The sequence below is a fragment of the Anoxybacteroides tepidamans genome (assembly GCF_014201465.1).
GTDB classification, from domain to species: Bacteria; Bacillota; Bacilli; order Bacillales; family Anoxybacillaceae; genus Anoxybacteroides; species Anoxybacteroides tepidamans.
On the sequence record NZ_JACHEP010000006.1, the window covers coordinates 1 to 26,868 of the forward strand.

The 26,868-nt window shown below is 43.6% G+C and carries 25 protein-coding genes, 1 riboswitch and 1 other annotated feature; of the genes, 17 read left to right on the forward strand and 8 right to left on the reverse strand.

Going from position 1 to position 26,868, the window contains the following annotated elements; genetic code table 11:
• The first annotated feature begins 367 nt into the window (after positions 1-367).
• A riboswitch (SAM riboswitch) is annotated at positions 368-483 on the forward strand.
• Between the two features lie 161 nt (positions 484-644).
• Together metK and asnB are read left to right on the forward strand one after the other, a co-directional pair.
• Entirely contained in the window at positions 645-1,853 is a 1,209-nt protein-coding gene (gene metK / locus HNQ34_RS07415; RefSeq protein WP_183253146.1) for a methionine adenosyltransferase, read from the forward strand.
• A gap of 184 nt (positions 1,854-2,037) precedes the next feature.
• On the forward strand, positions 2,038-3,936 hold the full coding sequence (asnB, locus tag HNQ34_RS07420; RefSeq protein ID WP_183253147.1) for an asparagine synthase (glutamine-hydrolyzing): 1,899 nt from the start codon (positions 2,038-2,040) through the stop codon (positions 3,934-3,936).
• Here asnB and HNQ34_RS07425 read toward each other — a convergent pair.
• On the reverse strand, positions 3,933-4,778 hold the full coding sequence (locus HNQ34_RS07425) for a C39 family peptidase (RefSeq protein WP_183253148.1): 846 nt from the start codon (positions 4,776-4,778) through the stop codon (positions 3,933-3,935). The genes asnB and HNQ34_RS07425 overlap by 4 nt on opposite strands.
• 79 nt (positions 4,779-4,857) lie before the next feature.
• Positions 4,858-5,376: a gamma carbonic anhydrase gene (locus HNQ34_RS07430; protein WP_183253150.1), complete on the reverse strand. Its 519-nt coding sequence runs from the start codon at positions 5,374-5,376 to the stop codon at positions 4,858-4,860.
• 83 nt (positions 5,377-5,459) lie between these two features.
• Here HNQ34_RS07430 and HNQ34_RS07435 point away from each other — a divergent pair, with 83 nt between their 5' ends.
• Positions 5,460-6,251, forward strand: coding sequence for an alpha/beta hydrolase (locus HNQ34_RS07435; protein WP_183253152.1), 792 nt, complete (start codon positions 5,460-5,462; stop codon positions 6,249-6,251).
• Positions 6,252-6,317: 66 nt separating this feature from the next.
• Complete coding sequence (locus HNQ34_RS07440) at positions 6,318-7,397, forward strand: tetraprenyl-beta-curcumene synthase family protein (RefSeq protein ID WP_183253154.1); 1,080 nt, start codon at positions 6,318-6,320, stop codon at positions 7,395-7,397.
• 796 nt (positions 7,398-8,193) lie between these two features.
• On the opposite strand, the gene HNQ34_RS07445 is transcribed toward HNQ34_RS07440, so the two are convergent.
• Together HNQ34_RS07445 and HNQ34_RS07450 are read right to left on the reverse strand one after the other, a co-directional pair.
• Positions 8,194-8,787 carry a class I SAM-dependent methyltransferase gene (locus tag HNQ34_RS07445; protein WP_183253157.1) on the reverse strand — a complete coding sequence of 198 codons (594 nt, stop codon included), beginning with the start codon at positions 8,785-8,787 and terminating at the stop codon, positions 8,194-8,196.
• On the reverse strand, positions 8,784-9,737 hold the full coding sequence (locus tag HNQ34_RS07450) for a TIGR01212 family radical SAM protein (protein WP_221277342.1): 954 nt from the start codon (positions 9,735-9,737) through the stop codon (positions 8,784-8,786). Before HNQ34_RS07450 ends, HNQ34_RS07445 begins: the two co-directional genes overlap by 4 nt.
• Positions 9,738-10,139: 402 nt before the next feature.
• On the opposite strand from HNQ34_RS07450, the gene HNQ34_RS07455 reads away from it, so the two are divergent.
• The 5 genes from HNQ34_RS07455 to HNQ34_RS07475 all read left to right on the forward strand — a co-directional run bounded on the left by HNQ34_RS07455 (position 10,140) and on the right by HNQ34_RS07475 (position 14,212).
• Positions 10,140-10,403, forward strand: a complete 264-nt coding sequence (locus HNQ34_RS07455) for a YtzC family protein (protein ID WP_183253361.1) — start codon at positions 10,140-10,142, stop codon at positions 10,401-10,403.
• A gap of 12 nt (positions 10,404-10,415) precedes the next feature.
• Positions 10,416-10,565: a glycogen biosynthesis protein GlgD gene (locus tag HNQ34_RS07460; protein WP_183253160.1), complete on the forward strand. Its 150-nt coding sequence runs from the start codon at positions 10,416-10,418 to the stop codon at positions 10,563-10,565.
• A 301-nt stretch (positions 10,566-10,866) separates the two neighbouring features.
• Positions 10,867-11,094: a binding site (T-box leader), on the forward strand.
• A gap of 76 nt (positions 11,095-11,170) precedes the next feature.
• The gene (gene leuS / locus HNQ34_RS07465; RefSeq protein WP_183253162.1) at positions 11,171-13,588 is read left to right on the forward strand and encodes a leucine--tRNA ligase; all 2,418 of its coding nucleotides are present in this window, start codon (positions 11,171-11,173) and stop codon (positions 13,586-13,588) included.
• Between the two features lie 54 nt (positions 13,589-13,642).
• Complete coding sequence (locus HNQ34_RS07470; protein ID WP_221277348.1) at positions 13,643-13,945, forward strand: rhodanese-like domain-containing protein; 303 nt, start codon at positions 13,643-13,645, stop codon at positions 13,943-13,945.
• Between the two features lie 87 nt (positions 13,946-14,032).
• Positions 14,033-14,212 carry a sporulation protein Cse60 gene (locus tag HNQ34_RS07475; RefSeq protein ID WP_183253167.1) on the forward strand — a complete coding sequence of 60 codons (180 nt, stop codon included), beginning with the start codon at positions 14,033-14,035 and terminating at the stop codon, positions 14,210-14,212.
• A gap of 11 nt (positions 14,213-14,223) precedes the next feature.
• Here HNQ34_RS07475 and HNQ34_RS07480 read toward each other — a convergent pair whose 3' ends face one another.
• On the reverse strand, positions 14,224-15,492 hold the full coding sequence (locus tag HNQ34_RS07480) for a BaiN/RdsA family NAD(P)/FAD-dependent oxidoreductase (protein ID WP_183253169.1): 1,269 nt from the start codon (positions 15,490-15,492) through the stop codon (positions 14,224-14,226).
• A 117-nt stretch (positions 15,493-15,609) separates the two neighbouring features.
• Between HNQ34_RS07480 and HNQ34_RS07485 the strand changes: the two genes are divergently transcribed.
• On the forward strand, positions 15,610-17,256 hold the full coding sequence (locus HNQ34_RS07485; protein ID WP_183253171.1) for a putative polysaccharide biosynthesis protein: 1,647 nt from the start codon (positions 15,610-15,612) through the stop codon (positions 17,254-17,256).
• A 4-nt stretch (positions 17,257-17,260) separates the two neighbouring features.
• Here HNQ34_RS07485 and HNQ34_RS07490 read toward each other — a convergent pair whose 3' ends face one another.
• Positions 17,261-17,521, reverse strand: coding sequence for a hypothetical protein (locus HNQ34_RS07490; RefSeq protein ID WP_183253174.1), 261 nt, complete (start codon positions 17,519-17,521; stop codon positions 17,261-17,263).
• A gap of 105 nt (positions 17,522-17,626) precedes the next feature.
• Between HNQ34_RS07490 and HNQ34_RS07495 the strand changes: the two genes are divergently transcribed.
• A complete protein-coding gene (locus HNQ34_RS07495) occupies positions 17,627-18,373 on the forward strand; it encodes a pseudouridine synthase (RefSeq protein WP_183253176.1) in 747 nt (248 codons plus the stop codon).
• Positions 18,374-18,474: 101 nt separating this feature from the next.
• Here HNQ34_RS07495 and HNQ34_RS07500 read toward each other — a convergent pair whose 3' ends face one another.
• Complete coding sequence (locus HNQ34_RS07500) at positions 18,475-18,696, reverse strand: DeoR family transcriptional regulator (protein ID WP_080862041.1); 222 nt, start codon at positions 18,694-18,696, stop codon at positions 18,475-18,477.
• Positions 18,697-18,956: 260 nt separating this feature from the next.
• On the opposite strand from HNQ34_RS07500, the gene pepV reads away from it, so the two are divergent.
• The 6 genes from pepV (at position 18,957) to HNQ34_RS07530 (ending at position 26,466) form a co-directional block, all read left to right on the forward strand.
• Positions 18,957-20,369, forward strand: coding sequence for a dipeptidase PepV (gene pepV / locus HNQ34_RS07505; protein ID WP_183253178.1), 1,413 nt, complete (start codon positions 18,957-18,959; stop codon positions 20,367-20,369).
• A 90-nt stretch (positions 20,370-20,459) separates the two neighbouring features.
• Positions 20,460-21,644 carry an MFS transporter gene (locus HNQ34_RS07510; protein WP_183253180.1) on the forward strand — a complete coding sequence of 395 codons (1,185 nt, stop codon included), beginning with the start codon at positions 20,460-20,462 and terminating at the stop codon, positions 21,642-21,644.
• A 50-nt stretch (positions 21,645-21,694) separates the two neighbouring features.
• Entirely contained in the window at positions 21,695-22,246 is a 552-nt protein-coding gene (gene thpR / locus HNQ34_RS07515) for an RNA 2',3'-cyclic phosphodiesterase (RefSeq protein WP_183253182.1), read from the forward strand.
• Positions 22,247-22,349: 103 nt separating this feature from the next.
• Complete coding sequence (locus tag HNQ34_RS07520; RefSeq protein WP_183253184.1) at positions 22,350-23,282, forward strand: nuclease-related domain-containing protein; 933 nt, start codon at positions 22,350-22,352, stop codon at positions 23,280-23,282.
• A gap of 157 nt (positions 23,283-23,439) precedes the next feature.
• A complete protein-coding gene (pulA, locus tag HNQ34_RS07525) occupies positions 23,440-25,581 on the forward strand; it encodes a type I pullulanase (RefSeq protein ID WP_183253186.1) in 2,142 nt (713 codons plus the stop codon).
• Between the two features lie 105 nt (positions 25,582-25,686).
• Positions 25,687-26,466: a phosphotransferase family protein gene (locus HNQ34_RS07530; protein WP_183253188.1), complete on the forward strand. Its 780-nt coding sequence runs from the start codon at positions 25,687-25,689 to the stop codon at positions 26,464-26,466.
• On the opposite strand, the gene HNQ34_RS07535 is transcribed toward HNQ34_RS07530, so the two are convergent.
• Positions 26,459-26,728 carry a YtzH-like family protein gene (locus tag HNQ34_RS07535; protein ID WP_183253190.1) on the reverse strand — a complete coding sequence of 90 codons (270 nt, stop codon included), beginning with the start codon at positions 26,726-26,728 and terminating at the stop codon, positions 26,459-26,461. The two genes, HNQ34_RS07530 and HNQ34_RS07535, sit on opposite strands and share 8 nt — an antisense overlap.
• Positions 26,729-26,868: the final 140 nt, after the last annotated feature.

Genomic DNA, 26,868 nt, shown 5'->3' on the forward strand with positions numbered 1-26,868 from the left:
GAAAGTGCTCTTGCATGGGGATTCTCCTTTCGAATGTTGGATCGCACTTTCATTCTACAGGAGATCCACAAGCAAGGGCTATTTTTATGCTTACTTGATTTTATCTAGCACCACGAGTTAAAAATTATTTTTTCATTATCCTCCCTTAGTAATGTAGAAAACCGCTTATCCGAAACCCTGTTCATTTTTGGGGTATTTTAAGAAAATTGTACCAAAGACTCAACATATTTCTATGTTTATTAATAAAAAGTTTAACAAGTTCTGTTATGGTTAACAAAAAGGAAGAAGCGATGATGAATAAAAATTTTCGTTTCACGCTGTTGACTTTTTTTCATTATTTAAGCTATGATATTATATTGAACGGTTACTCTTATCCCGAGTTGGTGGAGGGACAGGCCCGATGAAACCCAGCAACCGTCACAACAATTGTACATGTGAAATGGTGCTAACCTGTGGCAAGGCAGAGCCCTTGAACGATAAGAGTGAAAGGCGCGATATGAATGCAATCACCTTTCCTCGCGGTTGAAGGAAAGGTTTTTTCGTTGATAGAAGTGGGAAAATGAGTGCCGTATCAATTCAGCGACAAGGGGCACAAGGCTCGGCCTCTCGATCATGAACAGAAAAAAGAGGAGGAAATCGACCAAATGTCAGCAAAACGCCGTTTATTTACTTCTGAATCTGTAACAGAAGGCCATCCTGATAAAATTTGTGACCAAATTTCCGATGCGATTTTAGACGCTATTTTAGCGAAAGATCCAAATGCGCGCGTCGCATGTGAAACGAGCGTAACGACTGGTTTAGTGTTAGTCAGTGGAGAAATCACGACATCCACATACGTAGATATTCCGAAAATCGTTCGTGAAACGGTTCGCGAAATTGGCTATACTCGCGCGAAATTTGGATTTGACGCTGATACGTGCGCGGTGCTAACATCCATTGACGAACAATCTCCAGATATTGCAATGGGCGTTGATAAAGCGTTGGAAGCACGCGAAGGTGAGATGACTGACGAAGAAATTGAAGCGATCGGTGCCGGCGACCAAGGTTTAATGTTCGGATTCGCTTGCAATGAAACGAAAGAACTTATGCCGCTTCCAATTTCATTAGCGCATAAACTAGCGCGCCGTTTAGCAGAAGTTCGCAAAGAAGATATTTTGCCTTACTTGCGTCCAGACGGAAAAACACAAGTGACGGTCGAATACGATGAAAACGGCAAACCGGTCCGCATCGATACGATCGTTGTGTCAACACAGCATCATCCGGAAATTACGCAAGACCAAATTGTGCGCAACATTAAAGAGCATGTCATTAAGCCGGTTGTTCCAGCAGAATTGATCGACGAAAACACGAAGTACTTCATCAACCCGACAGGCCGTTTCGTCATTGGCGGTCCACAAGGCGATGCGGGCTTAACAGGCCGTAAAATTATTGTCGATACGTACGGCGGCTACGCTCGTCACGGCGGCGGTGCATTCTCTGGAAAAGACCCGACGAAAGTGGACCGTTCGGCAGCGTATGCGGCGCGTTATGTAGCGAAAAACATTGTTGCTGCTGGTCTTGCAGATAAATGCGAAGTGCAATTAGCATACGCAATCGGCGTGGCGAAACCAGTATCGATTTCGATCGACACGTTCGGAACAGGCAAAGTGTCAGAAGATATTTTAATTGAAGTAGTACGCAATAACTTTGACCTTCGTCCAGCGGGAATTATTAAAATGCTAGATTTGCGCCGGCCGATCTACAAACAAACAGCAGCTTACGGTCATTTTGGCCGTACGGATATCGATCTTCCATGGGAGCGCACGGACAAGGCAGAAGCGTTAAAAGAACAAGCGCTTGCGTTGGCGGAGTAATGGGGATCAAAAGAGAGTTACATGTTGTAGCTCTCTTTCTTTTTTCATAGGAAAGGTGAAACGAATGGGAGAAATTTTCGACTAATATATAATAATCAATGGCTAAAATAAATGTAATGTTTCAATATCCAAATGTATGATATAATTTTTCAAGTTGAATACAAAGATGAAGTAGGTGAACGGCATGTGCGGTTTTATTGGGTGTGTTCATGACCAACCGAAAGCGATTGACGAACAATGGAAACAAACATTTGCAGAAATGAATAATATGATTACGCATCGCGGGCCTGACGATGACGGATATTTTTTTGACGATCACGTTAACTTCGGATTCAGACGGCTCAGCATTATTGATTTAGAAGCAGGGCATCAGCCATTGTCGTATGAAAACGAACGATATTGGATCATTTTTAACGGAGAAATTTATAACTACATTGAATTGCGCGAAGAACTGTTGCAACAAGGGTATGAATTTGCGACCCATTCGGATACAGAAGTGATTATCGCCCTTTACAGCCATGAAAATGAAAAAGCGGTCGAAAAGCTGCGCGGCATGTTTGCCTTCGTCATTTGGGACAAAGAAGAAAAGACGATTTTTGCGGCGCGCGACCCGTTCGGCATTAAACCATTTTTCTATATGGAACAAGACGGACGAACGTTTTTTGCGTCTGAGAAAAAAAGTATTTTACATGCTCTTGAAAATGATTTGCTAGATTATGCCGCTTTGCAGCATTATTTAACGTTCCAATATGTGCCTGAGCCGTTGACGATGTCGGTTGGGATTCAAAAACTAGAGCCCGGTCATTATATCAAAAAGAAAGTGGGTGAACCGTTAACGATTCACCGTTATTGGAAAGCGAATTTTCAGCCAGTCGTTCAATCGGAAGATGAGCTAGTGAAAGAAATTCGCGATGTCTTGTTTGATTCAGTGAAAGTGCATATGCGCAGCGATGTACCGGTTGGGTCGTTTTTATCAGGAGGCATCGACTCATCGCTGATCGCTTCGATTGCGAAGCAGTTTCATCCGAATATTAAAACGTTCTCGGTCGGTTTTGAAAGGGAAGGGTTTAGTGAAATTGATGTAGCAAAAGAAACGGCCGCAAAACTTGGCGTCGAAAATATTAGTTACGTCATTTCTCCGCAAGAATATATGGATGAATTGCCGAAAATTATGTGGCATATGGATGATCCGCTCGCAGACCCTGCGGCAGTGCCACTTTATTTCGTGGCCCGCGAAGCGAGAAAGCATGTCACCGTTGTTCTATCCGGAGAAGGGGCGGACGAGCTGTTTGGCGGCTATAACATTTATCGTGAGCCGCAATCGCTTGAAATGTTTGAACGGATGCCGAATGCAGCCAAATCGGCTTTGCGCGTGATCGCTCGCATGCTTCCAGAAGGTGTGAAAGGAAAAAGCTTTATTGAGCGCGGTCTCACCCCGATGGAAGAGCGATACATCGGTAACGCGAAAATGTACAGCGAAGAAGAAAAGCGGGAATTGTTGAAAAACTATCAAAACGGATTACACTATATGACTATTACCCATTCACTGTATCAAGAAACGCCCCACTACCCGCCGGTTAATCGAATGCAATATGTCGATATTCATACATGGCTGCGCGGCGATATTTTATTAAAGGCGGATAAAATGACGATGGCGCATTCGCTCGAGTTGCGCGTGCCGTTTTTAGATAAAGAAGTATTTGCTGTGGCAGCAAAGATTGCGCCGGAATGGAAAACGGCTCACAACACAACAAAATATATTTTACGAAAAGCGGCGGAAGGCATTGTTCCCGATCATGTATTGCACCGGAAAAAGCTAGGCTTTCCGGTTCCGATTCGCCATTGGTTAAAAAACGAGATGCATGATTGGGCGAAAACGATCATCAAAGAAAGCGATACAGATCATTTATTCCATAAAGACATGCTATACCGCCTTCTTGATGAACATTGTGCAGGCAAAGCCGATCATAGCCGGAAAATTTGGACGGTGCTCATCTTTTTAATTTGGCATCAAGTGTATGTCGAGAAAAAGTATGATTTTTCTTATTTATATAAAAAAGACGAGCAGCCGTTATCAATCTAATTTGATTGATACGTAATCGCTTGTCTTCCCATTTGCACCCAAGCGTCTAAAAAATCGGCCTTGGGTGCTTTTTTATTTTTTTCGCCTGTGAGCGGATCGTTAAAATAAATATAGTCGTTGTCGTATCCGGTAATCACGACCGAGTGTTCATAATACGTAATTTTAATCGGTCCGCTTGGCGTATTCCATTCATGAAACGTTGATTTTGGAAGTTTTCGGAATGTGCTGTTTGTAATAATCCATATCGGCGAGCCGTTGGAAAGATATTTTTGCAATTCTCTAAAGTCGCTTCCAGTTAGATTGACAATTCGGTGCGGCAAATATTGTTTGGCCAGTTCTTCAATGGGTTCATGGTATACCCCAAGTCCTGGAGTCGTCAACGAATACATATCGCCGACAAACCCGTTATGAGGGTTCCCAAAATACACTTTTCCGTTGCGGCGCTGAAATAGCGTCGGGTCTTTTTTGACTTGTTTGGCGAGTGTCACTTTATCCACTTGCATCCCTGCATCTTCAAGAAGCATTGCTAAACTCGTTACTTCGCAGCCGCGCGGCAGTTCCGGCAGCTGTTGAATGAGTGGAACATCAAGCAACACAAATGGCTTAATTTTCCCGTCTACAAAGGAAGATACGACTTGGCGTAGCTGCGCCTCTTTTTTTATAAAATCTAATTTTCCCCATTGTTCGATCGCGCTTTCAATTTGTTGTTGCCACAAGAGCGGGACGACTAAAATCGTCAAGCAAAAGGAAACGACAGCAGCTTTCCACATCGATTTAAACCAATAAATGATACCGACGCCCATGAGAATGGCGATTAATAGGAAAAGCACATGAACCGACATACAGCTAACTCCCTATTTTATAAATTCCCTACCTTATCATATCATATAGCCAGTGAAAAATATTGCAAACGGGAAGTGTTTATTGCCGTTTTTGGAGCGATTTATAATATTTCCCTTTTTCGACGTATTCGCGGCGGATGCGTGCCATTTCTTTTTCGTCTTCTTCCGTCAGCTCGCGAATCACTTTGGCCGGACGCCCGAAGGCAAGGGTGCGCGGCGGTATTTTTTTCCCTTGAGGAACGAGACTGCCGGCGCCGACAAATGCGCCTTCGCCAATTTCGGCTCCGTCTAAAATAATCGACCCCATACCGATTAATGCGTTTTTTCTAATAATAGAACTGTGTAAAATAACTTGATGACCGACTGTTACATCGTCTTCAATAATAAGTGGATGATTTGGGCTTTGGTGCAAAACCGAGTTATCTTGAATATTGACGCGGTTGCCGATGATAGTTGGCGCCACATCACCGCGAATGACCGTATTAAACCAAATACTCGTTTCTTCGCCGATCGTAACGTCGCCTGTGATGGTGACATAATCGGCAATAAATGCCGATTCAGCAATTTTTGGATATTTGTCTTTATAAGGGTAAATCATTGCTTTCTTCCTTCCTTTTGAAGTATGTATTATAAGTGTACAAACTTTTTTTATATTCGTAAATGCGATGGGGGGATTTTTAAATGTGGAAATGGGAAGCGGACGGTGCGAAAGGAGTTGTGGTCATCGTTCATGGAGCGGCGGAACATCATGGACGTTACAGATGGCTTATGGAAATGTTTCGTTTAAGCGGCTTTCATGTTGTGATGGGGGATTTGCCGGGACAAGGAACGACGACAAGAAGAAAAAGAGGACATATTCAGTCGTTTGATGAATATATCAATGAAGTAGCGGATTGGGTCGCAGCGGCGAAAGAATTTCAACTGCCGATCTTTCTTCTTGGCCATAGCATGGGCGGTCTTGTCGTGATTCGAACGTTGCAGGAAAAACGCCTTCCGGTAGACGGAGTGATTCTTTCTTCGCCGTGTTTAGGATTAGTGACATATCCGTCGAAAGGGTTAGATTTATTATCAAAAGTATTAAACTATGTTGCACCATCGATGTTGTTCGATTCAGGGTTGTCTGTAGAAATGGCGACAAGAAATGAAGAAGTTCGCGAAATGGACAAAAATGATTCCCTGTATGTGACAAAAGTGTCTGTTCGCTGGTATCGTGAACTTGTCAAAGCGATGCAGCTGGCATATCGAAATATTAGCAAATTTCCCGACATTCCGTTGTTGCTCATGCAAGGCGGAGACGATAAAATTGTTGATAAAGCCGTTGTAAAAGAATGGTTTGATCAGTTACCAATATCGGAAAAAGTGTATAAAGAGTGGAACAAGTTGTACCATGAAATTTTTAATGAACCGGAACGAGATCATGTGTTTTTGTATGCGAAAACGTTTTTAGATACACAGTTGCAATTACAACGATAAAAGGTGTGGCGTAATGCCTTTAAAAAAACGGAAGTGATTGTAACAAATGTAGCTGAGGTGAGCTTGTTGAACATCCCTACACATCCTATTAGTTTAATGAAAAATGTATATCGCAATGTGCTTCCGATTGTGCATCGTGAATTGGCCTATTGGAAGCAAAAAGCCGAAGCTATTCCGGATGACGAATTGCGGAAACAGGCGCTTGCTAGCATTCAGTCAAAAATGTTTCATTGCGAAGGTGGAGCGATTCTGTCACTGCTAGCGGAAGCGGATATGGAATCATGCATTCGTTTCATAGTCGCTTATCAAACGATTAGCGATTATCTCGATAATTTATGTGACCGCAGCACATCGCTTGACCCTCTTGATTTTCGTACATTACATAGCTCAATGCCAGATGCTTTATGCATCGATGCAACTCCTTCCAACTATTATCGTTATCGTGAAGAACAAAACGATGGCGGTTATCTTTACGAGCTTGTTCGTACATGTCAAGAAGTATTAAAGCAAGTGAAGCATTATGAAATCATTGCTCCGTTTTTGCAAGAGTTAGCGGGATATTATTGCGATTTGCAAGTGCATAAACATGTGCGAGTAGATGAACGTGTTCCGCGGTTGGAGCAATGGTTTAAGCAATATAAAGATCATCTTCCACCAATGGAATGGTATGAATTTTCGGCATGCTCCGGCTCCACGCTAGGTATTTTTTGTTTGGTTGCTTATGCGTTTACGGAATCATTTAATGAGGAAATGGCGTTGAAAGTGCGTAACGGTTATTTCCCATACATTCAAGGCTTACATATTTTGCTTGATTATTTCATTGACCAAGAAGAAGACCGCTTAGGTGGAGATTTAAACTTTTGTTTTTACTATCCGCATCATTCTTCGTTTATCGAACGATTGCGTCATTTTATGGAAGAAGCGGATAAGCATGTCCTTGGGCTGCCGAATGAGCAATTTCATCGTTTAATCAATCGCGGTTTACTTGGCTTGTATTTATCCGATGACAAAGTACAGCAACAAAAAGACATCAAGAAACTAGCAAAGCATTTAATCAAATTCGGCGGGAAAATTTCTTACTTTTTCTATTGGAACGGCCTGATATACCGAATATGGCGAAAAATGTATCCATTGTTTAGAAAATGAAAAAGCCTTTTGCCAAAAAGCAAAAGGCTTTCAGAGTGTTGTCGTTTATAATCGTCCCCCTGTCTATTAATTTTTTATAACCATCATTGATTCATTAATGCTTAACATACTGAAGGCTTGCAGCAAAGAACAGTTCTAGCACTTCAATTTTTATATAAATACAACTGGGAGGTTTAACTTATGGCGGACGAAAAAGTAGACTCCCTATTTTTTCGACTGTCGGAGGCAAGTGTGTGACTTGCCTTCGTCACGCCTTCGCGTGACAGAGGACCGAACAACCAACCGCTTCCAGACAAATGCATTTGTCTGGAAGCGGTGTTGTTCGGTCACCCGACAGTCGAAACATACCGATTACTCCATAAAAGACGAAAACGTTAAAGTTCCAAATTGCATTTATATAGTTGTGTGGGGGCGATATTGGTTTAATTGCATTCTACAATGACCGCTTCGGTTGACAGCTCATTGCTAACAGGTACATATCCTGATGTTCATCGTTTTGAAGAAGAGGCACTTTCAAATGTTTCCCCAGTTGTATTAAAGCGATACGAGGCATACCAATAACTTCATTAAAAAACACACGAGTGTTGATTATCCATTATTTTACTTGTGGAATTGTATGGCGAAACACAAGCTTTTCTGCCTCATCCCTCGAACGAGAACGCCGGCGGGCAAATGTCATTTGCCCGCAAAGCGTTCATTGTTCGAGGAGGGCATGCGTACAGCATGCCCAGTCGGCAAACGGCACGTTTGCCGACTCCGGCAGAAAAGCTAGGAATAGAGCGATGACAACTGGTTTTTATTGGTTAATCAACACGCCTGATCTTTTTTCAATCGCTACGATAAACGGGGGATTGTTAATTTGATTAATAAATTCGTAACGAAGTACGTGGGCTTTTTGTTGATCTAATGTTCGGACGTACTCAAGCAATACATCACGTTCAACCGCTCCTTCGGGATGTCCATGATAGATGACAAGGACGATAATGCCTTCAGGAGCCATGATTTGTAAAAGCTGATCAACGGCGCGAATCGTCGAATCCGGCTTTGTGACAATGCGCTTATCCCCTCCAGGCAAATAGCCTAGGTTAAAAATCGCTCCTGTAATTTTTCCATGATAATGTTCTGGAATTTTTTTTATAAGTTCGTCGTGACTTGCGTGAAATAATGTCACTTGTTCGAATGAATCATGTTCTTTTAAACGCTTAGCTGTATTTTCAATGGCTTCTGTTTGAATGTCAAAGCCAAATACATGCCCTGTCTTCCCGACACGTTTCGCTAAATAAAGGGTATCATGTCCGTTTCCTATCGTCGCGTCAACGGCGATATCACCTTCTTGGACAGCTAAATCCATCAGTATGCGAGCAAAAGGAAGAATGCGTGTCAACTTCACTTTTGTATCACTTCTTTTTTGTAATATTTTCCTTGATAACTATCACGGCGTTCCAGTTCCGCATCAATAGCATTTAACACTTCCCATTTATTGACGCTCCACATCGGTCCGATCATTAAGTCGATCGGACCGTCTCCTGTAATACGATGAACAATCATTTCCGGAGGAAGGATTTCCAGTTGGTCACATACGAGATTGACATATTCCTCGAATGATAAAAATTTTAACATTCCTTTTTCGTATTGTTTCACCATAGGCGTGCCTTTTAACAAATGCAATAAATGAATTTTAATTCCTTGCACATCAAGGTTTGCGACTGTTCTTGCGGTTTCCATCATCATGTCATAGTCTTCAAGCGGCAGTCCGTTAATAATATGAGAGCAGACGCGAATACCGTGTTTGCGAAGTTTGTTTACACCATCCACATAACATTCAAAGTCGTGGGCGCGGTTGATCAAAAGTGCGGTCCGTTCATGAACGGTTTGCAAACCGAGTTCAACCCATAAATAGGTGCGCTCGTTCAACTCGGCCAAGTATTCCACGACATCGTCGGGAAGGCAGTCAGGGCGTGTGGCAATCGACAAACCGACGACGCCATCTAGCTTTAAGACGGTTTCGTATTTTTCACGCAACACTTCCACTGGCGCATGTGTATTTGTGAACGCTTGAAAATAAGCTAAATATTTGCCGTCTTTCCATTTGGCGTGCATTTTTTCTTTAATTTCATTGAACTGGGTGACTAAATCATCCGCGCGATTGCCGGCAAAGTCGCCAGACCCGGCGGCACTGCAAAACGTGCAGCCGCCATATGCGACTGTGCCGTCACGGTTTGGGCAATCAAAGCCGCCGTCTAGCGCCACTTTAAACACTTTATGTCCGAACGTTTGCCGCAAGTGGTAATTCCATGTATGGTACCGTTTGTTGTCGTTTGTATATGGAAAAGGGTTCATATTTATCACCTTTTGCTTACATAGTTGTCATTTTATATAAATACAACTGGGAGGTTTAACTTATGGCGGATGAAAAAGTAGACTCCCTATTTTTTCGACTGTCGGCCGCAAGTCTGTGACTTGCCTTCGTCACGCCTTCGCGTGACAGAGGACCGAACAACCAACCGCTTCACAGACAAATGCATTTGTCTGGAAGCGGTGTTGTTCGGTCACCCGACAGTCGAAACATACCGATTACTCCATAAAAGCCGAAAACGTTAAAGTTCCAAATTGCATTTATATAGCATTGTAGCACGATTCGTGAGAAAAATCGACCGTTTCCAATCATTAGAGTCATAATGGGAAAATGAAATGTACACATTAAAAATTGAAAACGATTATTTTTCAGCTGGAGGGAATAAGATGGCGACGCGGCAATCGGTTGATGAATTTTTGCAGCATTGTGAAGATGTGATCCGGTATGCAAAAGAACAATACACGGAAGCACAAAGACAAGAGCACTATAACGACGAGGCGTATACAAATGCACAACAGATGCTAGAGGATGCGGTGAACAATTTAGCCCATTTGGCGTTAAGCTGCAATGCCCAGCAGCGCGAGCAGCTTCATCGCATGCGCTTGCAGCTGGAACAATTACAAAATGACATGATTTTGTTAGAGCACTAAGGGAGGCGGACTATGAAAAAACGTTCGAAGCAAAACAATCCGGAACAAAAAACGAGAAATGGGATCAACAACGCCGATGACTTTGATCCGGTGAAACAGGCGAAAAAAGCGTACGAACAAACAGGCGGACAGCCGCAAAAATCGAAGCTGCATGTGGAATAGGAAAAATTATCAATGCTTGAATCAACATCCCCTAGTTTTTGAAATGACCAAAGACTAGGGGATGAATTTTTATTTTTAATGGAAAGTTTTTAGTATTTTATCACGAGTATTGATTATCCATTATTTTACTTAAAAATACAGAATTGCTTGCCGACTCCGGCAGAAAAGCTAGGAATAGAGTCATCTAAACTGGTTTTTATTGGTTAATGAACGCGCCTAGTATTAAAAAATGATCTTGATTCTTTCCCCTACTTGCAACGAACGAATAAATTTTTTAAAATATAAAATATAAAAATATTGGCAAATAACGGTGAAAAGGAATAGTAGTGAACGAAACGGACTGCAGAGAGTTGACGGTTGGTGCGAGTCAGCCGAAGTTTGTTCACGAACTCTCCTTGGAGTTGCGGATGTGAACGGCTTGGCGCCTAGTAATGTTCGCCGTGAATCTGCGTTAAGGAGTTGAGTGAGCACGCGCTTTTGGTGTGCTAAATTGGGTGGTACCGCGGGAATGTAGCCTCTCGTCCCTTTATGAAGGGCGTGAGGTTTTTTGTTTAGTTTTTTGTCAACGCTTGTGAACTAGAAAGAGAAGGATAGGAGGAAAGTGAATGAGTTTCAATCATCGCGAGATTGAAAAGAAATGGCAGAAATATTGGGAAGAAAACAAAACGTTCAAAACGACGGAAGATGACGGAAAACGGAAATTTTACGCGCTAGACATGTTTCCGTATCCGTCCGGTGCCGGTCTTCACGTCGGCCATCCGGAAGGATACACCGCAACGGATATTTTGGCGCGCATGAAACGCATGCAAGGATATAATGTGCTTCATCCGATGGGGTGGGATGCGTTCGGTTTGCCGGCGGAGCAATATGCGCTCGATACTGGGAACGACCCGGCGGAGTTTACCGAAAAAAATATTAACAACTTCCGCCGCCAAATTAAATCGTTAGGCTTTTCTTACGACTGGGATCGCGAAGTAAATACGACCGATCCGAATTACTACAAATGGACGCAATGGATTTTCTTAAAATTGTATGAAAAAGGATTAGCGTATATGGACGAAGTGCCGGTAAACTGGTGCCCGGCATTAGGGACGGTGCTAGCGAACGAAGAAGTTATCGACGGAAAAAGTGAACGCGGGGGACACCCAGTCATCCGCAAGCCAATGAAACAATGGATGCTTCGCATTACCGCATATGCAGACCGCCTGCTTGAAGATTTAGAAGAGCTTGACTGGCCAGAAAGCATTAAAGAAATGCAGCGCAACTGGATCGGTCGCTCAGAAGGGGCGCACATTCATTTTAAAGTTGACGGCCATGATGAAACATTTACGGTCTTTACGACCCGTCCGGATACGTTATTCGGCGCGACTTACGCGGTGCTGGCTCCTGAGCATCCGCTCGTCGAAAAAATTACAACGCCTGAGCAAAAAGGGGCGGTAGAAGCATATTTACAACAAATTCAAAGCAAAAGCGATCTTGAACGCACCGATTTAGCAAAAGAAAAAACAGGGGTGTTTACAGGCGCGTATGCGGTCAACCCGGTTAACGGCGAAAAATTGCCGATTTGGATTGCCGATTATGTGCTCATGGGCTACGGAACAGGCGCGATTATGGCCGTGCCGGCGCATGACGAGCGCGACTATGAATTTGCGAAAAAATTCAATTTGCCGATTAAGGAAGTCGTTGCCGGCGGCGACATTACAAAAGAAGCGTACACAGGCGACGGGGAGCATGTCAATTCCGATTTTTTAAACGGATTAAATAAAGAAGAAGCGATGAAAAAGATGATCGAATGGCTCGAAGCGAACGGAAAAGGGGAAAAGAAAGTATCGTACCGATTGCGCGACTGGCTGTTTAGCCGCCAGCGCTACTGGGGCGAGCCGATTCCGATTATCCACTGGGAAGACGGTACGATGACGCCGGTACCGGAAGAAGAACTTCCGCTCGTCCTTCCGAAGACGGATGAAATTAAACCGTCCGGAACAGGCGAATCGCCGCTTGCGAATATTGAAGAATGGGTGAATGTTGTCGACCCGAAAACTGGGAAAAAAGGACGCCGGGAAACGAACACGATGCCGCAATGGGCGGGAAGTTGCTGGTACTACTTACGCTACATCGATCCGCACAACAGTGAGCAGCTTGCTGATCCGGAAAAATTGAAAAAATGGCTTCCGGTTGACATTTACATCGGCGGGGCGGAACATGCCGTTCTTCATTTGTTATATGCGCGTTTCTGGCATAAATTTTTATACGACATCGGCGTTGTGCCGACAAAAGAGCCGTTCCAAAAGCTGTTTAACCAAGGTATGATTCTTGGCGAAAACAACGAAAAAATGAGTAAATCAAAAGGAAACGTTGTCAATCCGGACGATATTATCGAAAGCCATGGTGCCGATACGTTGCGGCTTTATGAAATGTTTATGGGTCCGCTTGAAGCATCGATCGCGTGGTCGACGAAAGGATTGGACGGTGCGCGCCGCTTTTTAGACCGCGTCTGGCGCTTATTTGTCGAAGAAAACGGCGAATTAAATCCAAAAATCGTTGACAATCCAGAAACAGATACGCTTGAGCGCGTCTACCATCAAACGGTGAAAAAAGTAACGGAAGATTATGAAGCAATCCGTTTCAATACTGCCATTTCACAATTAATGGTATTTATTAATGAAGCGTATAAAGCGCCTGTATTGCCAAAATCATATATGGAAGGCTTCGTCAAATTGTTGTCGCCAGTTTGCCCGCATATTGCCGAAGAATTATGGGAAAAACTTGGCCATAACAATACGATTGCATATGAAGCTTGGCCGGCGTACGATGAAGCAAAACTTGTGGAAGATGAAATCGAAATCGTCGTGCAAGTGAACGGCAAAGTGCGCGCGAAATTGCATGTGCCGGCTGATGCGTCAAAAGAACAACTGGAGCAAATCGCGATGGAAGATGTAAAAATTAAAGAACAAATTGAAGGAAAAACGGTGCGCAAAGTTATTGCCGTGCCAGGAAAATTAGTCAACATTGTCGCAAACTAAAAAAGTCCGATCAGTGGGGATTATGATGAGAAAGGGGATTCGACTGTGGGAATAATGAAAGAAATCACCGCTGAAGAACTGAAAAAGAAACTGGAGAGCGGAGAGAAGCTCAACTTAATCGATGTGCGCGAAGATGAAGAAGTAGCGCACGGCATGATTCCAGGAGCGAAGCATATTAAAATGGGGGATATCCCAAATCGATTAGATGAGTTCAATCAAGACGAAGAATATATTTTCATTTGCCGCTCCGGAGCCCGCAGCGGAAATGTGTGCTACTATTTGCAGGAAATGGGCTATAAAGTATGCAACATGGCCGGCGGCATGCTCGCTTGGGACGGGGATATCGTACAAAAATAAAACACGAAGCTTTTATAGCTTCGTGTTTTTAGTTGAAAGGAATTTTTGACATAAAGAAAGAAATATATTTCCAAGGGGGAGAGGGGAATGTACAAAGTTAAAGTTTTTGATGAAGAGCATGAAAAAGATTTAGAAGCGTCGGTCAATAAGTTTTTATCGGGATTGAAAGAAGGGCAGCTGATCGACATTAAGTACGATGTCGCTTTAATGGAATCAGAAGGCGAACAAATTTATTGCTTTTCGGCGATGGTCATTTATCGAGCCTAGCTGAAAAATAGCTAGGCTCGATTATTCAATGCATATTTCGCTGCATTTATTCCAGCAAGGCGGCCGGTCACGAGCGCAGCAGTAATATTATAGCCGCCGGTGTAGCCGTGGATGTCTAAAATTTCGCCGCAAAAATAGAGCCCCTCCATCAGTTTCGAGGCCATTTCTTTCGGATGAATTTCTTTCACCGACACGCCGCCGCCGGTGACGAACGCTTTTTCAAGGGGCAATGTGCCATGAACGTAAAACGTAAACTGTTTGCAGCCGGAAACAAAGGCGCGTAGCTTTTCATGTGAGAGCGTGCTTGCCGCCGTTTGCGGGTCAATCCCGTTTTTCTCTAACAGAAACAATAAGTATCGTTCCGGAAGCAACCCTTTTAGCACATTTTTAATCGCTTTTTTCGGCTCTGCTTTCATTAAGGTTATAATGCGTTGAAAAATCTCTTCGCCATTTTGATCAGGAAGCGCGTCAATGCTCATTACTACTGCTGGTGATTTTTTTAATTCTTTCACGACAAACTGGCTGCAGCGAAGCGCCGCTGGGCCTGAGATGCCAAAATGAGTAAAAATCATATCCATTCGATGTGTGACGATCGTCTTTCCTCTTTGATTCAGCACGCTCAGCGCCACATCGCGCAACGAGAGCCCTTGTAATATCCGCTTGTGAATGAACGGCTCCTTTGATGTAATGGGCACTTCTGTTGCAAATAACTCCGTCACGGTATGCCCAGCTTTTTCCGCCCATGCGTAGCCATCCCCTGTCGAGCCGGTATGCGGCACCGATTTGCCGCCGACGGCCACGACGACGCTATGCGCAAATATGAACTCCCCAGTCTTCAATGTAACACCGGCCGTTTTTCCATTTTCATATTCAACATCAGCAACAGGACTGTTTAGACGAATATGTACGTTTAGTCTTTTTAATTCGTTAAGCAACGCACGAACAACCGATTGAGCGTTGTCTGTCACTGGAAACATCCGGCCGTGATCTTCTTCTTTCAGCTGAACGCCAAGACGTTCAAAAAAATGAATAATGTCTTCATTATTGAAGATGGAAAATGCACTATATAAAAAACGACCATTTCCGGGAATATGCTTAATGATTTCATCTATCGGCAACCGATTCGTGACATTGCAGCGCCCACCTCCGGAAATTGCGAGCTTGCGCCCAAGCTTGTCTCCTTTATCGATAAGAAGTACTTTCGCTTTTTGTTCCGCTGCCGCAATCGCTGCCATTAGTCCAGACGGACCGCCGCCAATGACGATCACATCATATTTCATTTGCTCCACCAACCTTTCTTTCTCTATTATAGTCAAGAGAAGAAAATTTCTCGACTTTATCGCGAATGTGATAAAATACAGTAGTTGTGAAAAGTTGCATTCTAGGGAAGGGATGTTATGTCATCTTCAAAATTGTTGCGTGGAACGTTTATTTTGACGTTAGGTATCATGATGTCGCGCATTCTCGGGTTAGTGTACGTATTCCCGTTTTATCAGCTTGTTGGGAAGCAAGGCGGCGCGCTTTATGCATACGGGTATGTACCTTATCAAATTTTTATTAGTCTTGCTACGGCAGGGGTACCGCTGGCGGTATCGAAATTTGTATCGAAATATAATGCGCTGGGGGAGTATCGCACCGGCTACCGGTTATTCCGTTCGGGACTATTGTTAATGACGATAACAGGTATCGTATCGTGTATGGTTCTTTATACGATCGCTCCATGGATTGCTCCGTTCGTCATTGAGGAGCAAACGAAAGGGAATTCCATCGCTGATGTCGTGACCGTTATTCGTGCGGTTAGTTTTGCTTTGATCATCGTGCCGGTAATGAGCTTAATCCGCGGCTTTTTTCAAGGCCATGAATCAATGGGACCGACCGCTCTGTCGCAAGTCGTCGAACAGCTTGTCCGCATCATTTTTTTGCTTGTTGGCTGTTACATCGTGTTGCGCATGCTCGAAGGTTCGTTAGTGACGGCGATTAGTGTGGCTACATTTGCCGCTTTTGTTGGGGCATTAGGGGGACTTGTTGTCTTAATTTGGTATTGGTGGAAGCGGAAAGCGTACTTAAACGATCTGCTGGCGCAAGACCGCGGCCAGCTTCATCCTCCTTTAAAAGAAATGTATAAGGAGTTAATTATGTACGCTGCTCCTTTCGTGTTTGTCGGATTGGCGACTCCGCTTTATCAACTTATTGACCAATTTACATTTAACCGGGCGATGGCGAGCATCGGACTTGAAAAAATTTCCGAAGAAGCGTACTCGATTTTTAACGTATGGGGGCAAAAGCTCGTTATTATTCCGGTGACGCTGGCGACATCATTTGGGCTGACGCTCATTCCGACGATTACGAAAGCGTATGTCGCCGGCGACCGGAAGTCGCTGCGAAAATATTTGAACCAAACATTCCAAGTCGTCATGTTTTTAACATTGCCTGCGGTGGTGGGAATGGCGCTTTTAGCAGAACCGGTATATGCGGCGTTTTACAGCTACGATCCGCTTGGCGAACAAGTGCTGCGCTGGTATGCGCCGGCGGCGATTTTATTTGCGCTATTTTCCGTGACAGCCGCAGTATTGCAAGGAATTAACCAACAGCGTTTCACGGTTATTAGTTTAACACTCGGGTTATTCGTGAAACTTTCGCTCAATACATTTTTGATTACAAAGTTCGCCACCGTCGGCGCGGTATTAGCGACAACGTTCGGCTATTTTGTTTCCGTGCTGTTTAATTTGTCAATTATCAAAAAATATACGAACTATCGATACAATTTTGTGATTCGACGCACCGTTTTAATAAGCATTTTTACAACGATCATGTCGATATGTGTAGCGATTGTGTTATATGTATGTGAATGGCTTTTCGATTATCAAGGGGGAAGGATGGAATCGATGGTGGTTGTTGTGATCAGTGCGATCGTTGGTGCCGGTGTGTATTTCTTTATGAGTGAACGTACTGGATTGCTCGCCTCTTTATTTGGCAACCGCTTTGCCTTTTTGCAAAGAAAAAAGCGAAGAAGGGGGTATCGTGACCAACCTTCTTCTCATTAGTTGTTTAAATTCCGTCTGTATAAGGGATGCCAAGCTGCCGTTCGACGCGCTGGAGACGGCGGTTAAGGCGATTGATTCGTTCCGCTTGCCGTTCAAGCGTTCTTTCAATGTGATTTAAACGTTGTTCAATGTTTCCTGAATAAGGGTACCCACTTGGATAACCTCCTGGTAAACTTCCAGGATATCCGCTAGGGGTGCCGCCCGGATAGCTTGGTAAACCTCCAGGATATTGTGAAGTACTAGGTTGTTGACGATAATCGTTCATGGGCAAATCTCCTTTCTGTTTTTTCCTAAGCATTGTATGTGACTTGAGGAAAATGCGGACTAGACAGACGCCCAACTTACAAAATTTTCGTAAGGGGGAGTTATATTGAGTTTGCGAATTGATAAAATGCTCGCGAATATGGGATACGGGACGCGCAAAGAAGTAAAAAAACTATTGAAATCCGGCGTCGTAAAAATTGACGATGTAATCGTGAAAGACCCGAAAACACAAGTTGATCCGACTAAACAAGTCGTGACGGTATGGGGAGAAGAAGTCGAGTATAAAGAATTTATTTATCTCATGATGAATAAGCCGCCCGGAGTGATTTCAGCGACAGAAGATATGGTGGAAGAAACGGTGATTGATTTATTGGAGGAAGAAGACCGCATCTTTGAACCATTTCCAGTTGGTCGACTAGACAAAGATACAGAAGGGCTTTTATTGATCACAAACGACGGACAGCTGGCCCATCAATTGCTGTCGCCGAAAAAGCATGTGCCCAAAACGTATTTTGCGATCATTGACGGGGAAGTGACAGAAGCGGATGTTGAAGCATTTCGCCGCGGCGTTATTCTTGATGACGGCTATGAAACGAAACCGGCGGAATTGGCTATTTTAAAATCCGGTATTCGTTCCGATGTGGAAGTAATAATTACAGAAGGAAAATTCCACCAAATTAAACGAATGTTCCAAGCAGTCGGAAAGCGGGTCATTTATTTAAAACGTATTCAAATGGGTCCTCTTTCACTTGATCCGTCGCTTGAACTCGGGGAGTATCGTGAATTAACAGATGAGGAAGTAGAATGTTTGAAAAACTTTTCGTTATTTGACACAAAAAAAGGGAACCTTTAAACGAGGTTCCTTCTCTATTTCTAAAATACACATTCCATTTTATGGCATATCGAGGCCAACCGTTTGTCTTATAACCTCTCACCTTTCTCTCTAATGACCAACTAAGAGGACATTCTCACCTTCTTATTCGTTGTCGTCCATTTGCCTTTGCTAGGGCTGCGAACTAGGTCATTATATGCTAACACGTTTAAATCGCGCTGAATCGTTCTTGGAGTGATACCGAATTCATCGACGAGTTCTTGCGTCGTCACGGTGCCTCTTTCGCTGATAAACATGTAAACAGACTTAATACGTGTTAGCATCCGATGAGTTGAAGGTTTCAAAAGACCACTCCCTATCCTTACATCATTCGCATGGCACAACATCATCGCTGCTTCTAAGATGAGAGATTATTTTTAGTTGTTTCTTTTGATTACTATTTTACACGAAAAGGGACAGAAAATGCTACATCTTTGCGTACATTTACGAAATATTGCAACATTTTTAATCTGTTTGTAACAAACGACATTATACGACCTTTTGACTTTTTTTTGTTGTCTATGGTACGTTGGCAAAGGAGAAAATCGAGAAGGAGTGAACGTATATGAACATGAACTGGATGGAAGAAGTGCTGAAGAGAAAAGAAAATCTCATTCACGATACACAACAATTTTTGCAAATTCCGAGCGTGCTCGATGAGGAAAGCGCAACCGAGAAAGCGCCGTTTGGGAAAGCAATCGATGAAGCGCTGCAGTTTTTGCTTAAGCGGGGACAAGAAGAAGGGTTTGTGGCGAAAAATGTGGACGGATTCGCTGGACATTTAGAAATGGGACAAGGAGAAGAATTAGTCGGAATTTTATGTCATGTTGACGTTGTCCCGCCGGGAGACGGTTGGACGAGTGATCCTTTTGCGGCTGACATTCGCGAGGGGAAAATATATGCCCGTGGTGCGCTCGATGACAAAGGGCCGACGATGGCGGTGTTTTATGCGATGAAAATCGTGAAAGAGCTCGGGTTGCCTCTTAACAAGCGCGTGCGTATGATTATCGGAACGGATGAAGAAAGCGAATGGCGTTGTGTCGACCATTATTTTCAACACGAAGAAATGCCGACAATGGGGTTTGCGCCGGATGCCGATTTCCCGATCATTTACGCGGAAAAAGGGATCGTTGATATTGATTTGAAGCAAGTGTCGGACGCTGCCAATGAAAAAGGTGACATTCACCTTCAATCGTTTAACGCAGGACGAAGATATAATATGGTGCCTGATTTCGCCGCGGCGGTATTGAAGGCTGGAAAAGATCGGCTTCTTGACGTCAACCGGCGGTTTCTTCAATTTTTAACGTCAAATGATTTAAAAGGAAAAGCGCTTATGCATGAAGATAATATGACGCTTCAGCTGGAAGGACTTTCCGCCCATGCGATGGAACCGGATCACGGAAAAAACGCAGGACTGTTATTGGCAAGCTTTTTAGCAAGTATGCCGCTTCACTCGCAAGCGCAATCGTTCGTTCAATTTCTTGATCGTTATTTTAGCGGCGATTCCCGCGGAAAAAAGCTTGGAGTGGCCCATTCCGACAATATTACAGGCGATGTAACGATCAATGTCGGCATTGTTTCGTATTGCGAAGAAGAGGGCGGAAAAATCGGGATCAATTTGCGTTATCCAGTGACTAATGATATCGCAAAAACGAAGCAAATCATCGAGCAAGTTGCGGCGCAGCACGGATTTACGCTTGATCATTTTAGCGATTCGAAACCGCATCATGTCGACCGGGATCATATTCTCATTCAAACGTTGCAGCGCGTATATGAAGAGCAAACAGGAGAACGCGCCGAGCTTCTGTCGATCGGCGGCGGGACATATGCCCGTTCTTTGCAAGCAGGTGTAGCGTTTGGTCCGCTTTTTCCAGGGAGACCGGACGTTGCCCATCAAAAAGACGAATATATCATCATTGATGATTTGCTGAAAGCTACCGCCATTTATGCCCAAGCAATTTATGAACTTGCGAAGTGAAAATTTTTCCAAAATATATTACAATCGAATAGAGGGCCGCTCGATGTCGGGGCGGTGTTTTTTCTGAAATGGAAAGGACGTGGGGACAGCATGGAAGTGGTAGTACGTCGCGGAGAATCGCCGCTGAAAACAATCTTTCCGCTCTTTTATTTTTTTACGTTTTTTGGATTCGGTTCGCTTTTTCCGCTTTTATCGGTGTATTTAAAAAATGAAGTGGGCCTTTCAGGTGCACAAATCGGCACCATTATGTCGATTAGCCCGATCGTCATGATTTTTGTCCAGCCGCTTTGGGGAATGATTAGCGATTATACAAGAAAGCCTGTGACAGTGCTGGCAGTGGCGCTTGTCGGCACCGCTTTCATCGGCCTGATTTATGCTTCTGTTCACCAATATATATGGATTGTGGCAGCCTCTGCGCTGTTAGCGTTTATGCAAAGCGCGATCGTTCCGCTTTCTGATAGCATTACCTTAAATTATGTGCAAAAGACAGAAGGAAACTATGGCTCGATTCGTTTATGGGGAGCGATCGGTTTTGCGGTATCGGTGTTTGTCGGTGGTTGGCTGTCCGAAAAATTTTCTCTTGTCATCATTTTTTATGTATTCGCGTTCATTTTGTTGCTATCGGCGGGGCTTGCTTGGAAGTTGCCGCGCGAAAGCCGGCCGATGAGAGTCGAAATCGGACAAGGAATGGCACAATTGTTTAAAATCCCGACGTTTGTTTTATTTTTAGCTGTGACGTTTCTTGTGTTTGGGCCCATTTATGCGAACAATTTTTACTTCGGTGTGTTTGTGAAAGAAATGGGCGGGACGCTGACAGGAGTAGGACTTGCTTTTTTATTAGCGGCTGGAAGCGAAGCACCGTTTATGAAAATTGCCGATGGCTTGATTCGTCGTTATGGAATGCTTTCTATTTTAGGGTTTGCAGCAGCGATTTCTACTCTCCGTTGGTTTTTTTACTATTTTGAACCGCCGCTTGCGCTCATTTATGCGACAACGGTTGCCCAAGGATTTTCGGTTGGATTGTTTATTCCGGCGGCGCTGCAATATGTGCGGGACATTTCTCCCGATGGCGTGAGAGTGACAGCCGTTTCTCTATATTCAGCGGTCGGCAACGGGCTAGGGAGTTGGTTTTGCACATTTGTCGGCGGATATATTTTAGAGCGCGGTCATGTTGGGGATGTTTACTTATTTTTCAGCTTATTGACATTTGTCGGGCTCGCCATTTTAGGCATGATTGTGATGATCAATCGGAAAAATGCGCGGGATATCTCGTAAAGGCGTATCTTTTTATAAAAATCCATTTGAATTTAGAAAGAAGGGGAACAATGAAAAAAACTCATTATTTTATTGCTGTTCCGTTAGCGGATGAAGTAAAGGAGAAGCTTGTGCAATGGAAAAACGAAGTAGCGCCGCATTTTCCATTTCGTACATGGGTGCATCAAGAAGATTATCATATTACATTGGCGTTTTTAGGAGAAGCTTCTTCCAGTCAGCGTCAAGCTGTTTGCGAAGCGATGGCAATGATCGGGAAAAATCACGCTCCTTTTTCATTGACGCTAGAAGGAATTAGGTTTTTCGGCAATTCGTCCGCACCGCGCATTTTATGGCAAGGGGTGAAGCGGGAAGAAGCGTTGTTTGCACTTCAGCGCGACGTATACGAAGCGTGTGTGCGGATCGGATTTCGGTTAGATGTGCGCCCGTTTACTCCGCATATTACAATCGCTCGCAAATGGGAAGGCGAAAAAAGGTTTCGCTTGGAAGAGATGCGGAACATTGTTGAAGGAAGTTTTGATGTTCATGAAATCGTGCTTTATCAAACGCATCTCGACCGGGTACCGAAATATGAGGTGATCGCTTCAGTCTCGCTTAGTAAATGAAAATAGCAGCCGTTGTGGCAAACTTTCGCTGCTTTCTTTTGCCCGTTGTTTGTTGTTGTTTTATATTATAAAGAAAGAAAGACTAATTTCGGGGGTCACGGTTGTGGGACAACTCATTAAGCTGCAAGATTATATTTCAAGATACGAAACGGATGTATATCGCTATGCAAGTGAATTTATTCGCCTTAAGAAAAAACAATGGGAAAGAATTAAAGAAGAATGGGAAAGCGGGGAAGTGAACGTGTACGCTCCTTCTGATTCTACATGGGAATGGATGGAAGAAAATCGTTCTTTGTTTCAAACGGTTAAAGGGTGGTTGAAGCGTTCAAAGGGGAAAAACGAAGAGGAGAAAAGCGAGAACGTGCTTCATAACGAAGACCGCTTTTTTTCATCGTTGTTTGTGACGGAGCCGAAAACGGTGGACGAATTGAAATTGTTATTTCTCGAAAAAGTATTCCAGCTGCAAATGAAATGGGCGAGCTCGACGTTAAAGCATGAATCGATCGTGGATAAAAAATTTTATTATGAAGAAACGCTTAAATATTTTCTACAACGGTTTCCGGATACGTATTTATGTTTATATAAGCCTGTATTTTTAGTAAAAAATGCTGCGGTCGAGTTAGATGTCATTTTATTGAGTCCGACGGCAACGTGGTGCGTGACGTTTGCGGAAGGAGAAATTATCGTTGGTTCATCTGATCGGTTTTGGACGGAGATGACGAGGGAAGAAGAAAAGAAGTTGATCAACCCGCTGCTCTCTCTTTACCGAACGGAGAAAATCATATCTGACTTATATGAGAGGTATCAAATCGAACTGCCGGTAAAAAAAGTGGTTTTAAACCGCTCTGGCTATATCGATTATCGCTATGCGCCGAATGATGTTCAGCTCATTGATAAACGATATTATGAACAATGGTTTTCTTCGTTAAGAAGTTTAACCGCTCCCCTTAAGCATGTGCAATTAAAAGCTGCTTCACATTTGCTGCAGCATTGCTACAGCCATTATTATGAGCGGCAATGGCAGGAGGAAGAGTAAATCAATTGAAGCATATAGATGAACCGATAAAAACAAGTTGTGATTGTTTCATCTATTGCTTTCTATAAGGGTGGCAACCTAACCTTATATTATTGCACTTTGATCAGTAAAATAATGGATGGTTAATGCTTGCGAGATGAAATAGGGAGGTGAAGTTTTGTTAACGGTTCATCGAACGTTTGAGGCGTATTTAGATGCGATGACAACGATCACGATTTTAGTGCCTAAATCGTATTGCCAAGGGCTCGTTCAATCTTTTACCATTCAAAAACCGAACGGAGAACGGTGCGACTTGCGGGTGGAAAAACGGCAAGATTTATGGACGAATATTAAATATGAGTGTTCCGTTGATTTCGCGATTGAAATCGGAAAAAACTATTTGATTTATGAAGAACACGGGGCGTTTACGGACTTGCAAATCGGAGCAGTGATCCGAACGGCGGAATTTGATGAGCAATTTTACTATGAAGGAAACGACCTTGGTGTGACGTACGCTCCGCACGAAACGACATTTAAACTTTGGGCGCCTACCGCAATAGAAGCGAAAGTAAAAGTATTGGATCAAAAAACAGGAACGGAAGAACAAATTCCGCTGCAACGCATCGACAAAGGAGTATGGACGGTGACGGTTTCGGGCGATCTCGAAGGGAAGTATTACACATATTTAGTATGCGTCAATCTCGTCTGGCGTGAAGCGGTTGACCCATATGCCGTTGCCGTTTCAGTTAACGGAGAATACGGAGTGATTGTCGATTTGGCGAAAACGCGTCTGCCAAAACCTTCATTGCCACCGCTTTCATCACCGACGGATGCGATCATTTATGAAACGCATATTCGCGATTTTACCATTGATCATAATAGCGGCATTGCTCATAAAGGAAAGTATTTAGGCCTAACAGAGCTTGGAACAACCGGTCCGAACCGCACCATCACAGGGCTTTCGTATTTAAAAGAGCTAGGGATTACCTATGTAGAACTGCTTCCGTTTAATGATTTTGCAGGGGTTGATGAACGGGATCCTGAGAAAGAATATAACTGGGGATATAATCCGCTTCATTATAACGCTCCTGAAGGAAGTTATGCGACGGATCCGTTTGATCCTTACGTTCGTATTTATGAATTAAAAAAAGCAATCCGCACGCTGCAAGAACAAGGGATTCGCGTGATGATGGATGTCGTCTATAATCATGTATACATTCGTGAGCAGTCGTCATTTGAAAAAATAGTTCCTGGCTATTATTTTCGCCATGATGCATACGGGATGCCATCGAACGGAACGGGTGTCGGAAACGACATCGCTTCCGAACGAAAAATGGTGCGGAAATTTATTATCGATTCGGTGCGATTTTGGCTAACGGAGTACGGAGTGGACGGCTTTCGTTTTGATTTAATGGGAATTTTAGACATCGAAACAATGAAAGAAGTAGAGGCGGTTGTCCGTAACATCGATTCTACTGCACTTTTAATTGGAGAAGGATGGGATTTGCCGACGCCTTTGCCTGATGAGAAAAAAGCAACGATTCAAAATGCAGCGAAACTTCCATCGCTCGCTTATTTTAATGATCAATTCCGCGATCATGTAAAGGGGAATACGTTTGATCTATATGAACAAGGATTTGCGCTTGGAAATGTTACGCATCGTGAGCAAGTGAAACAAGCGATTAAAGGAAGCGAAGGTCTATTTTTACAACCGACGCAAACGGTAAATTATGTGGAATCACACGACAACCATACGTTTTGGGATAAAATGAGCGTTTCTAACCGACATGAAAGCGAAACGATTCGAAAAAAACGGCAAAAGTTAGCAACAGCGATCGTGTTGTTGTCACAAGGGATTCCGTTTTTACATAGCGGCCAAGAATTTTATCGGACAAAGCAGGGAGTGGAAAATAGCTATAACGCTCCAGATGAAATCAACCAGCTTGATTGGCAACGGAAAAGCGAACATGAGGAAGACGTTCGGTACGTGCAAGGGCTGATTCAATTGCGAAAATACCACCGGGCATTTCGCTTGGCGACGGCTGCTGAAGTAGAACGCCATTTCGTGTTTGTCGAGCCGATGCCGCCATCGGTGATCGCCTACCATCTTCGACACGTCCAATCATACGGGCCGTGGAGTGACATTTTCGTCATTCATCATAACGAAGAAACAAAGGTGCGTATTTTACTTCCTGATGAAGAAGTATGGTATGTGGTCTGCGACGAAGCGAACAGCGGGACTATCCCGCTTCGTTCTGTCAAAAAAGAAATATATATTTATGGGATTGGTACAGTTGTTCTCGTAAAAGGACTTACTTGACGAGGAAAGTAAATCGCATATAAAATCTAGTAAGACAGCTGTTGTCTGAAAAAAAGCTCAGGTGATCGCTGTCTCTTATTTTTTATGAGTTGAAGGTGAACTTGCTTGGAACAGTTACTCGGAAAGGAGTGGGAGATCACTCCTGCTGGTGGGGCTACTGGAGATGCATACGTTGCTGAATATGATGGACGAAAATTATTTTTAAAACGCAACTCTTCGCCATTTCTTGCCGTTTTGTCAGCGGAAGGAATCGTTCCGAAGCTCGTCTGGACAAAGCGGATGGAGAACGGAGATGTGATTACAGCCCAGCAATGGCTGAATGGAACAGAGCTAAAGCCGCATGACATGGGGAATGAACAGGTGGCAAACTTACTGCGGAAAATCCATCGTTCACAAGATTTAGTCGAGATGTTAAAGCGATTAGGGAAAACTCCACTATCGCCGCACATGATGATTAACAACTTGCGACCGATGTTGCAGCAATGGTGCGATGAACCGTTGATTAAGCAAACGTTTGCTTGGCTAGAACAACAGCTCCCTTTAATTCGATGTGATGAATTCGCCGTTTGTCATTGTGACATGAACCATAACAATTGGTTGCTTGCCGAAGATGGACGGCTTTATTTAATTGACTGGGATGGGGCGATGATCGCGGATCCAGCGATTGATATCGGAATGTTGTTATACTCTTATATTCCGAAAGAAAAATGGGAAGATTGGCTTCGTTTTTATGGACTGGAACTGACGGACGATTTGCGGGTTCGCATGAAGTGGTATACGGTTGTGCAAACGCTATATATGCTTGGATGGCAGAAAGAAAAAAAGGCAGAAAAAGAAATGCAGCAATCGCTGCATTTCCTTGAAACAGTGCTGTCCTCTACGTAAGTTGGTCAACCCATTCTGAGAGTTGCCGTTGATGGGCAGAAATATGCGAATCTAAGTCAGCGCTATATTTTCCGGCTTGGCCATAATCATAAATGGATGGTAGCACATTTTTTACATGTGACTCGACTTGCTCATTTCCCATTAATGATTTTACAAGCCGTTCAATTTGTTCGCACTCGGATACAGTGCCGCAGCAATCGGTTTGGTGGTTCGACAAAATGTCTTTTAAGACAGTCATTTGATGCTCGTAGTTTAAAGGCATACGCACCCATCCTTTTTTCTTTACTATGTGCGAAACGTTTTTGCTTTATACAATACCGAAGCAGTCGTGTCCGCGGCTGTTTTTCTTTTTAGGCTTGCGTGTTTGTTGCGATTCGTGATATCGTTGACAACGATGACAAA

Excerpts from the sequence above, each read along its gene's own strand:
- HNQ34_RS07430 (WP_183253150.1), bottom strand. The coding sequence starts at position 5,376 with ATGATTTACCCTTATAAAGACAAATATCCAAAAATTGCTGAATCGGCA.
- thpR (WP_183253182.1), top strand. The coding sequence starts at position 21,695 with ATGAAAAAAACTCATTATTTTATTGCTGTTCCGTTAGCGGATGAAGTA.
- HNQ34_RS07480 (WP_183253169.1), bottom strand. The coding sequence starts at position 15,492 with ATGAAATATGATGTGATCGTCATTGGCGGCGGTCCGTCTGGACTAATG.
- HNQ34_RS07470 (WP_221277348.1), top strand. The coding sequence starts at position 13,643 with ATGAAAGAAATCACCGCTGAAGAACTGAAAAAGAAACTGGAGAGCGGA.
- leuS (WP_183253162.1), top strand. The coding sequence starts at position 11,171 with ATGAGTTTCAATCATCGCGAGATTGAAAAGAAATGGCAGAAATATTGG.
- HNQ34_RS07490 (WP_183253174.1), bottom strand. The coding sequence starts at position 17,521 with ATGAACGATTATCGTCAACAACCTAGTACTTCACAATATCCTGGAGGT.
- HNQ34_RS07455 (WP_183253361.1), top strand. The coding sequence starts at position 10,140 with ATGGCGACGCGGCAATCGGTTGATGAATTTTTGCAGCATTGTGAAGAT.
- HNQ34_RS07485 (WP_183253171.1), top strand. The coding sequence starts at position 15,610 with ATGTCATCTTCAAAATTGTTGCGTGGAACGTTTATTTTGACGTTAGGT.
- pepV (WP_183253178.1), top strand. The coding sequence starts at position 18,957 with ATGAACATGAACTGGATGGAAGAAGTGCTGAAGAGAAAAGAAAATCTC.
- HNQ34_RS07425 (WP_183253148.1), bottom strand. The coding sequence starts at position 4,778 with ATGTCGGTTCATGTGCTTTTCCTATTAATCGCCATTCTCATGGGCGTC.
- HNQ34_RS07435 (WP_183253152.1), top strand. The coding sequence starts at position 5,460 with ATGTGGAAATGGGAAGCGGACGGTGCGAAAGGAGTTGTGGTCATCGTT.
- metK (WP_183253146.1), top strand. The coding sequence starts at position 645 with ATGTCAGCAAAACGCCGTTTATTTACTTCTGAATCTGTAACAGAAGGC.
- HNQ34_RS07475 (WP_183253167.1), top strand. The coding sequence starts at position 14,033 with ATGTACAAAGTTAAAGTTTTTGATGAAGAGCATGAAAAAGATTTAGAA.
- HNQ34_RS07510 (WP_183253180.1), top strand. The coding sequence starts at position 20,460 with ATGGAAGTGGTAGTACGTCGCGGAGAATCGCCGCTGAAAACAATCTTT.
- HNQ34_RS07460 (WP_183253160.1), top strand. The coding sequence starts at position 10,416 with ATGAAAAAACGTTCGAAGCAAAACAATCCGGAACAAAAAACGAGAAAT.
- asnB (WP_183253147.1), top strand. The coding sequence starts at position 2,038 with ATGTGCGGTTTTATTGGGTGTGTTCATGACCAACCGAAAGCGATTGAC.
- HNQ34_RS07450 (WP_221277342.1), bottom strand. The coding sequence starts at position 9,737 with ATGAACCCTTTTCCATATACAAACGACAACAAACGGTACCATACATGG.
- HNQ34_RS07535 (WP_183253190.1), bottom strand. The coding sequence starts at position 26,728 with ATGCCTTTAAACTACGAGCATCAAATGACTGTCTTAAAAGACATTTTG.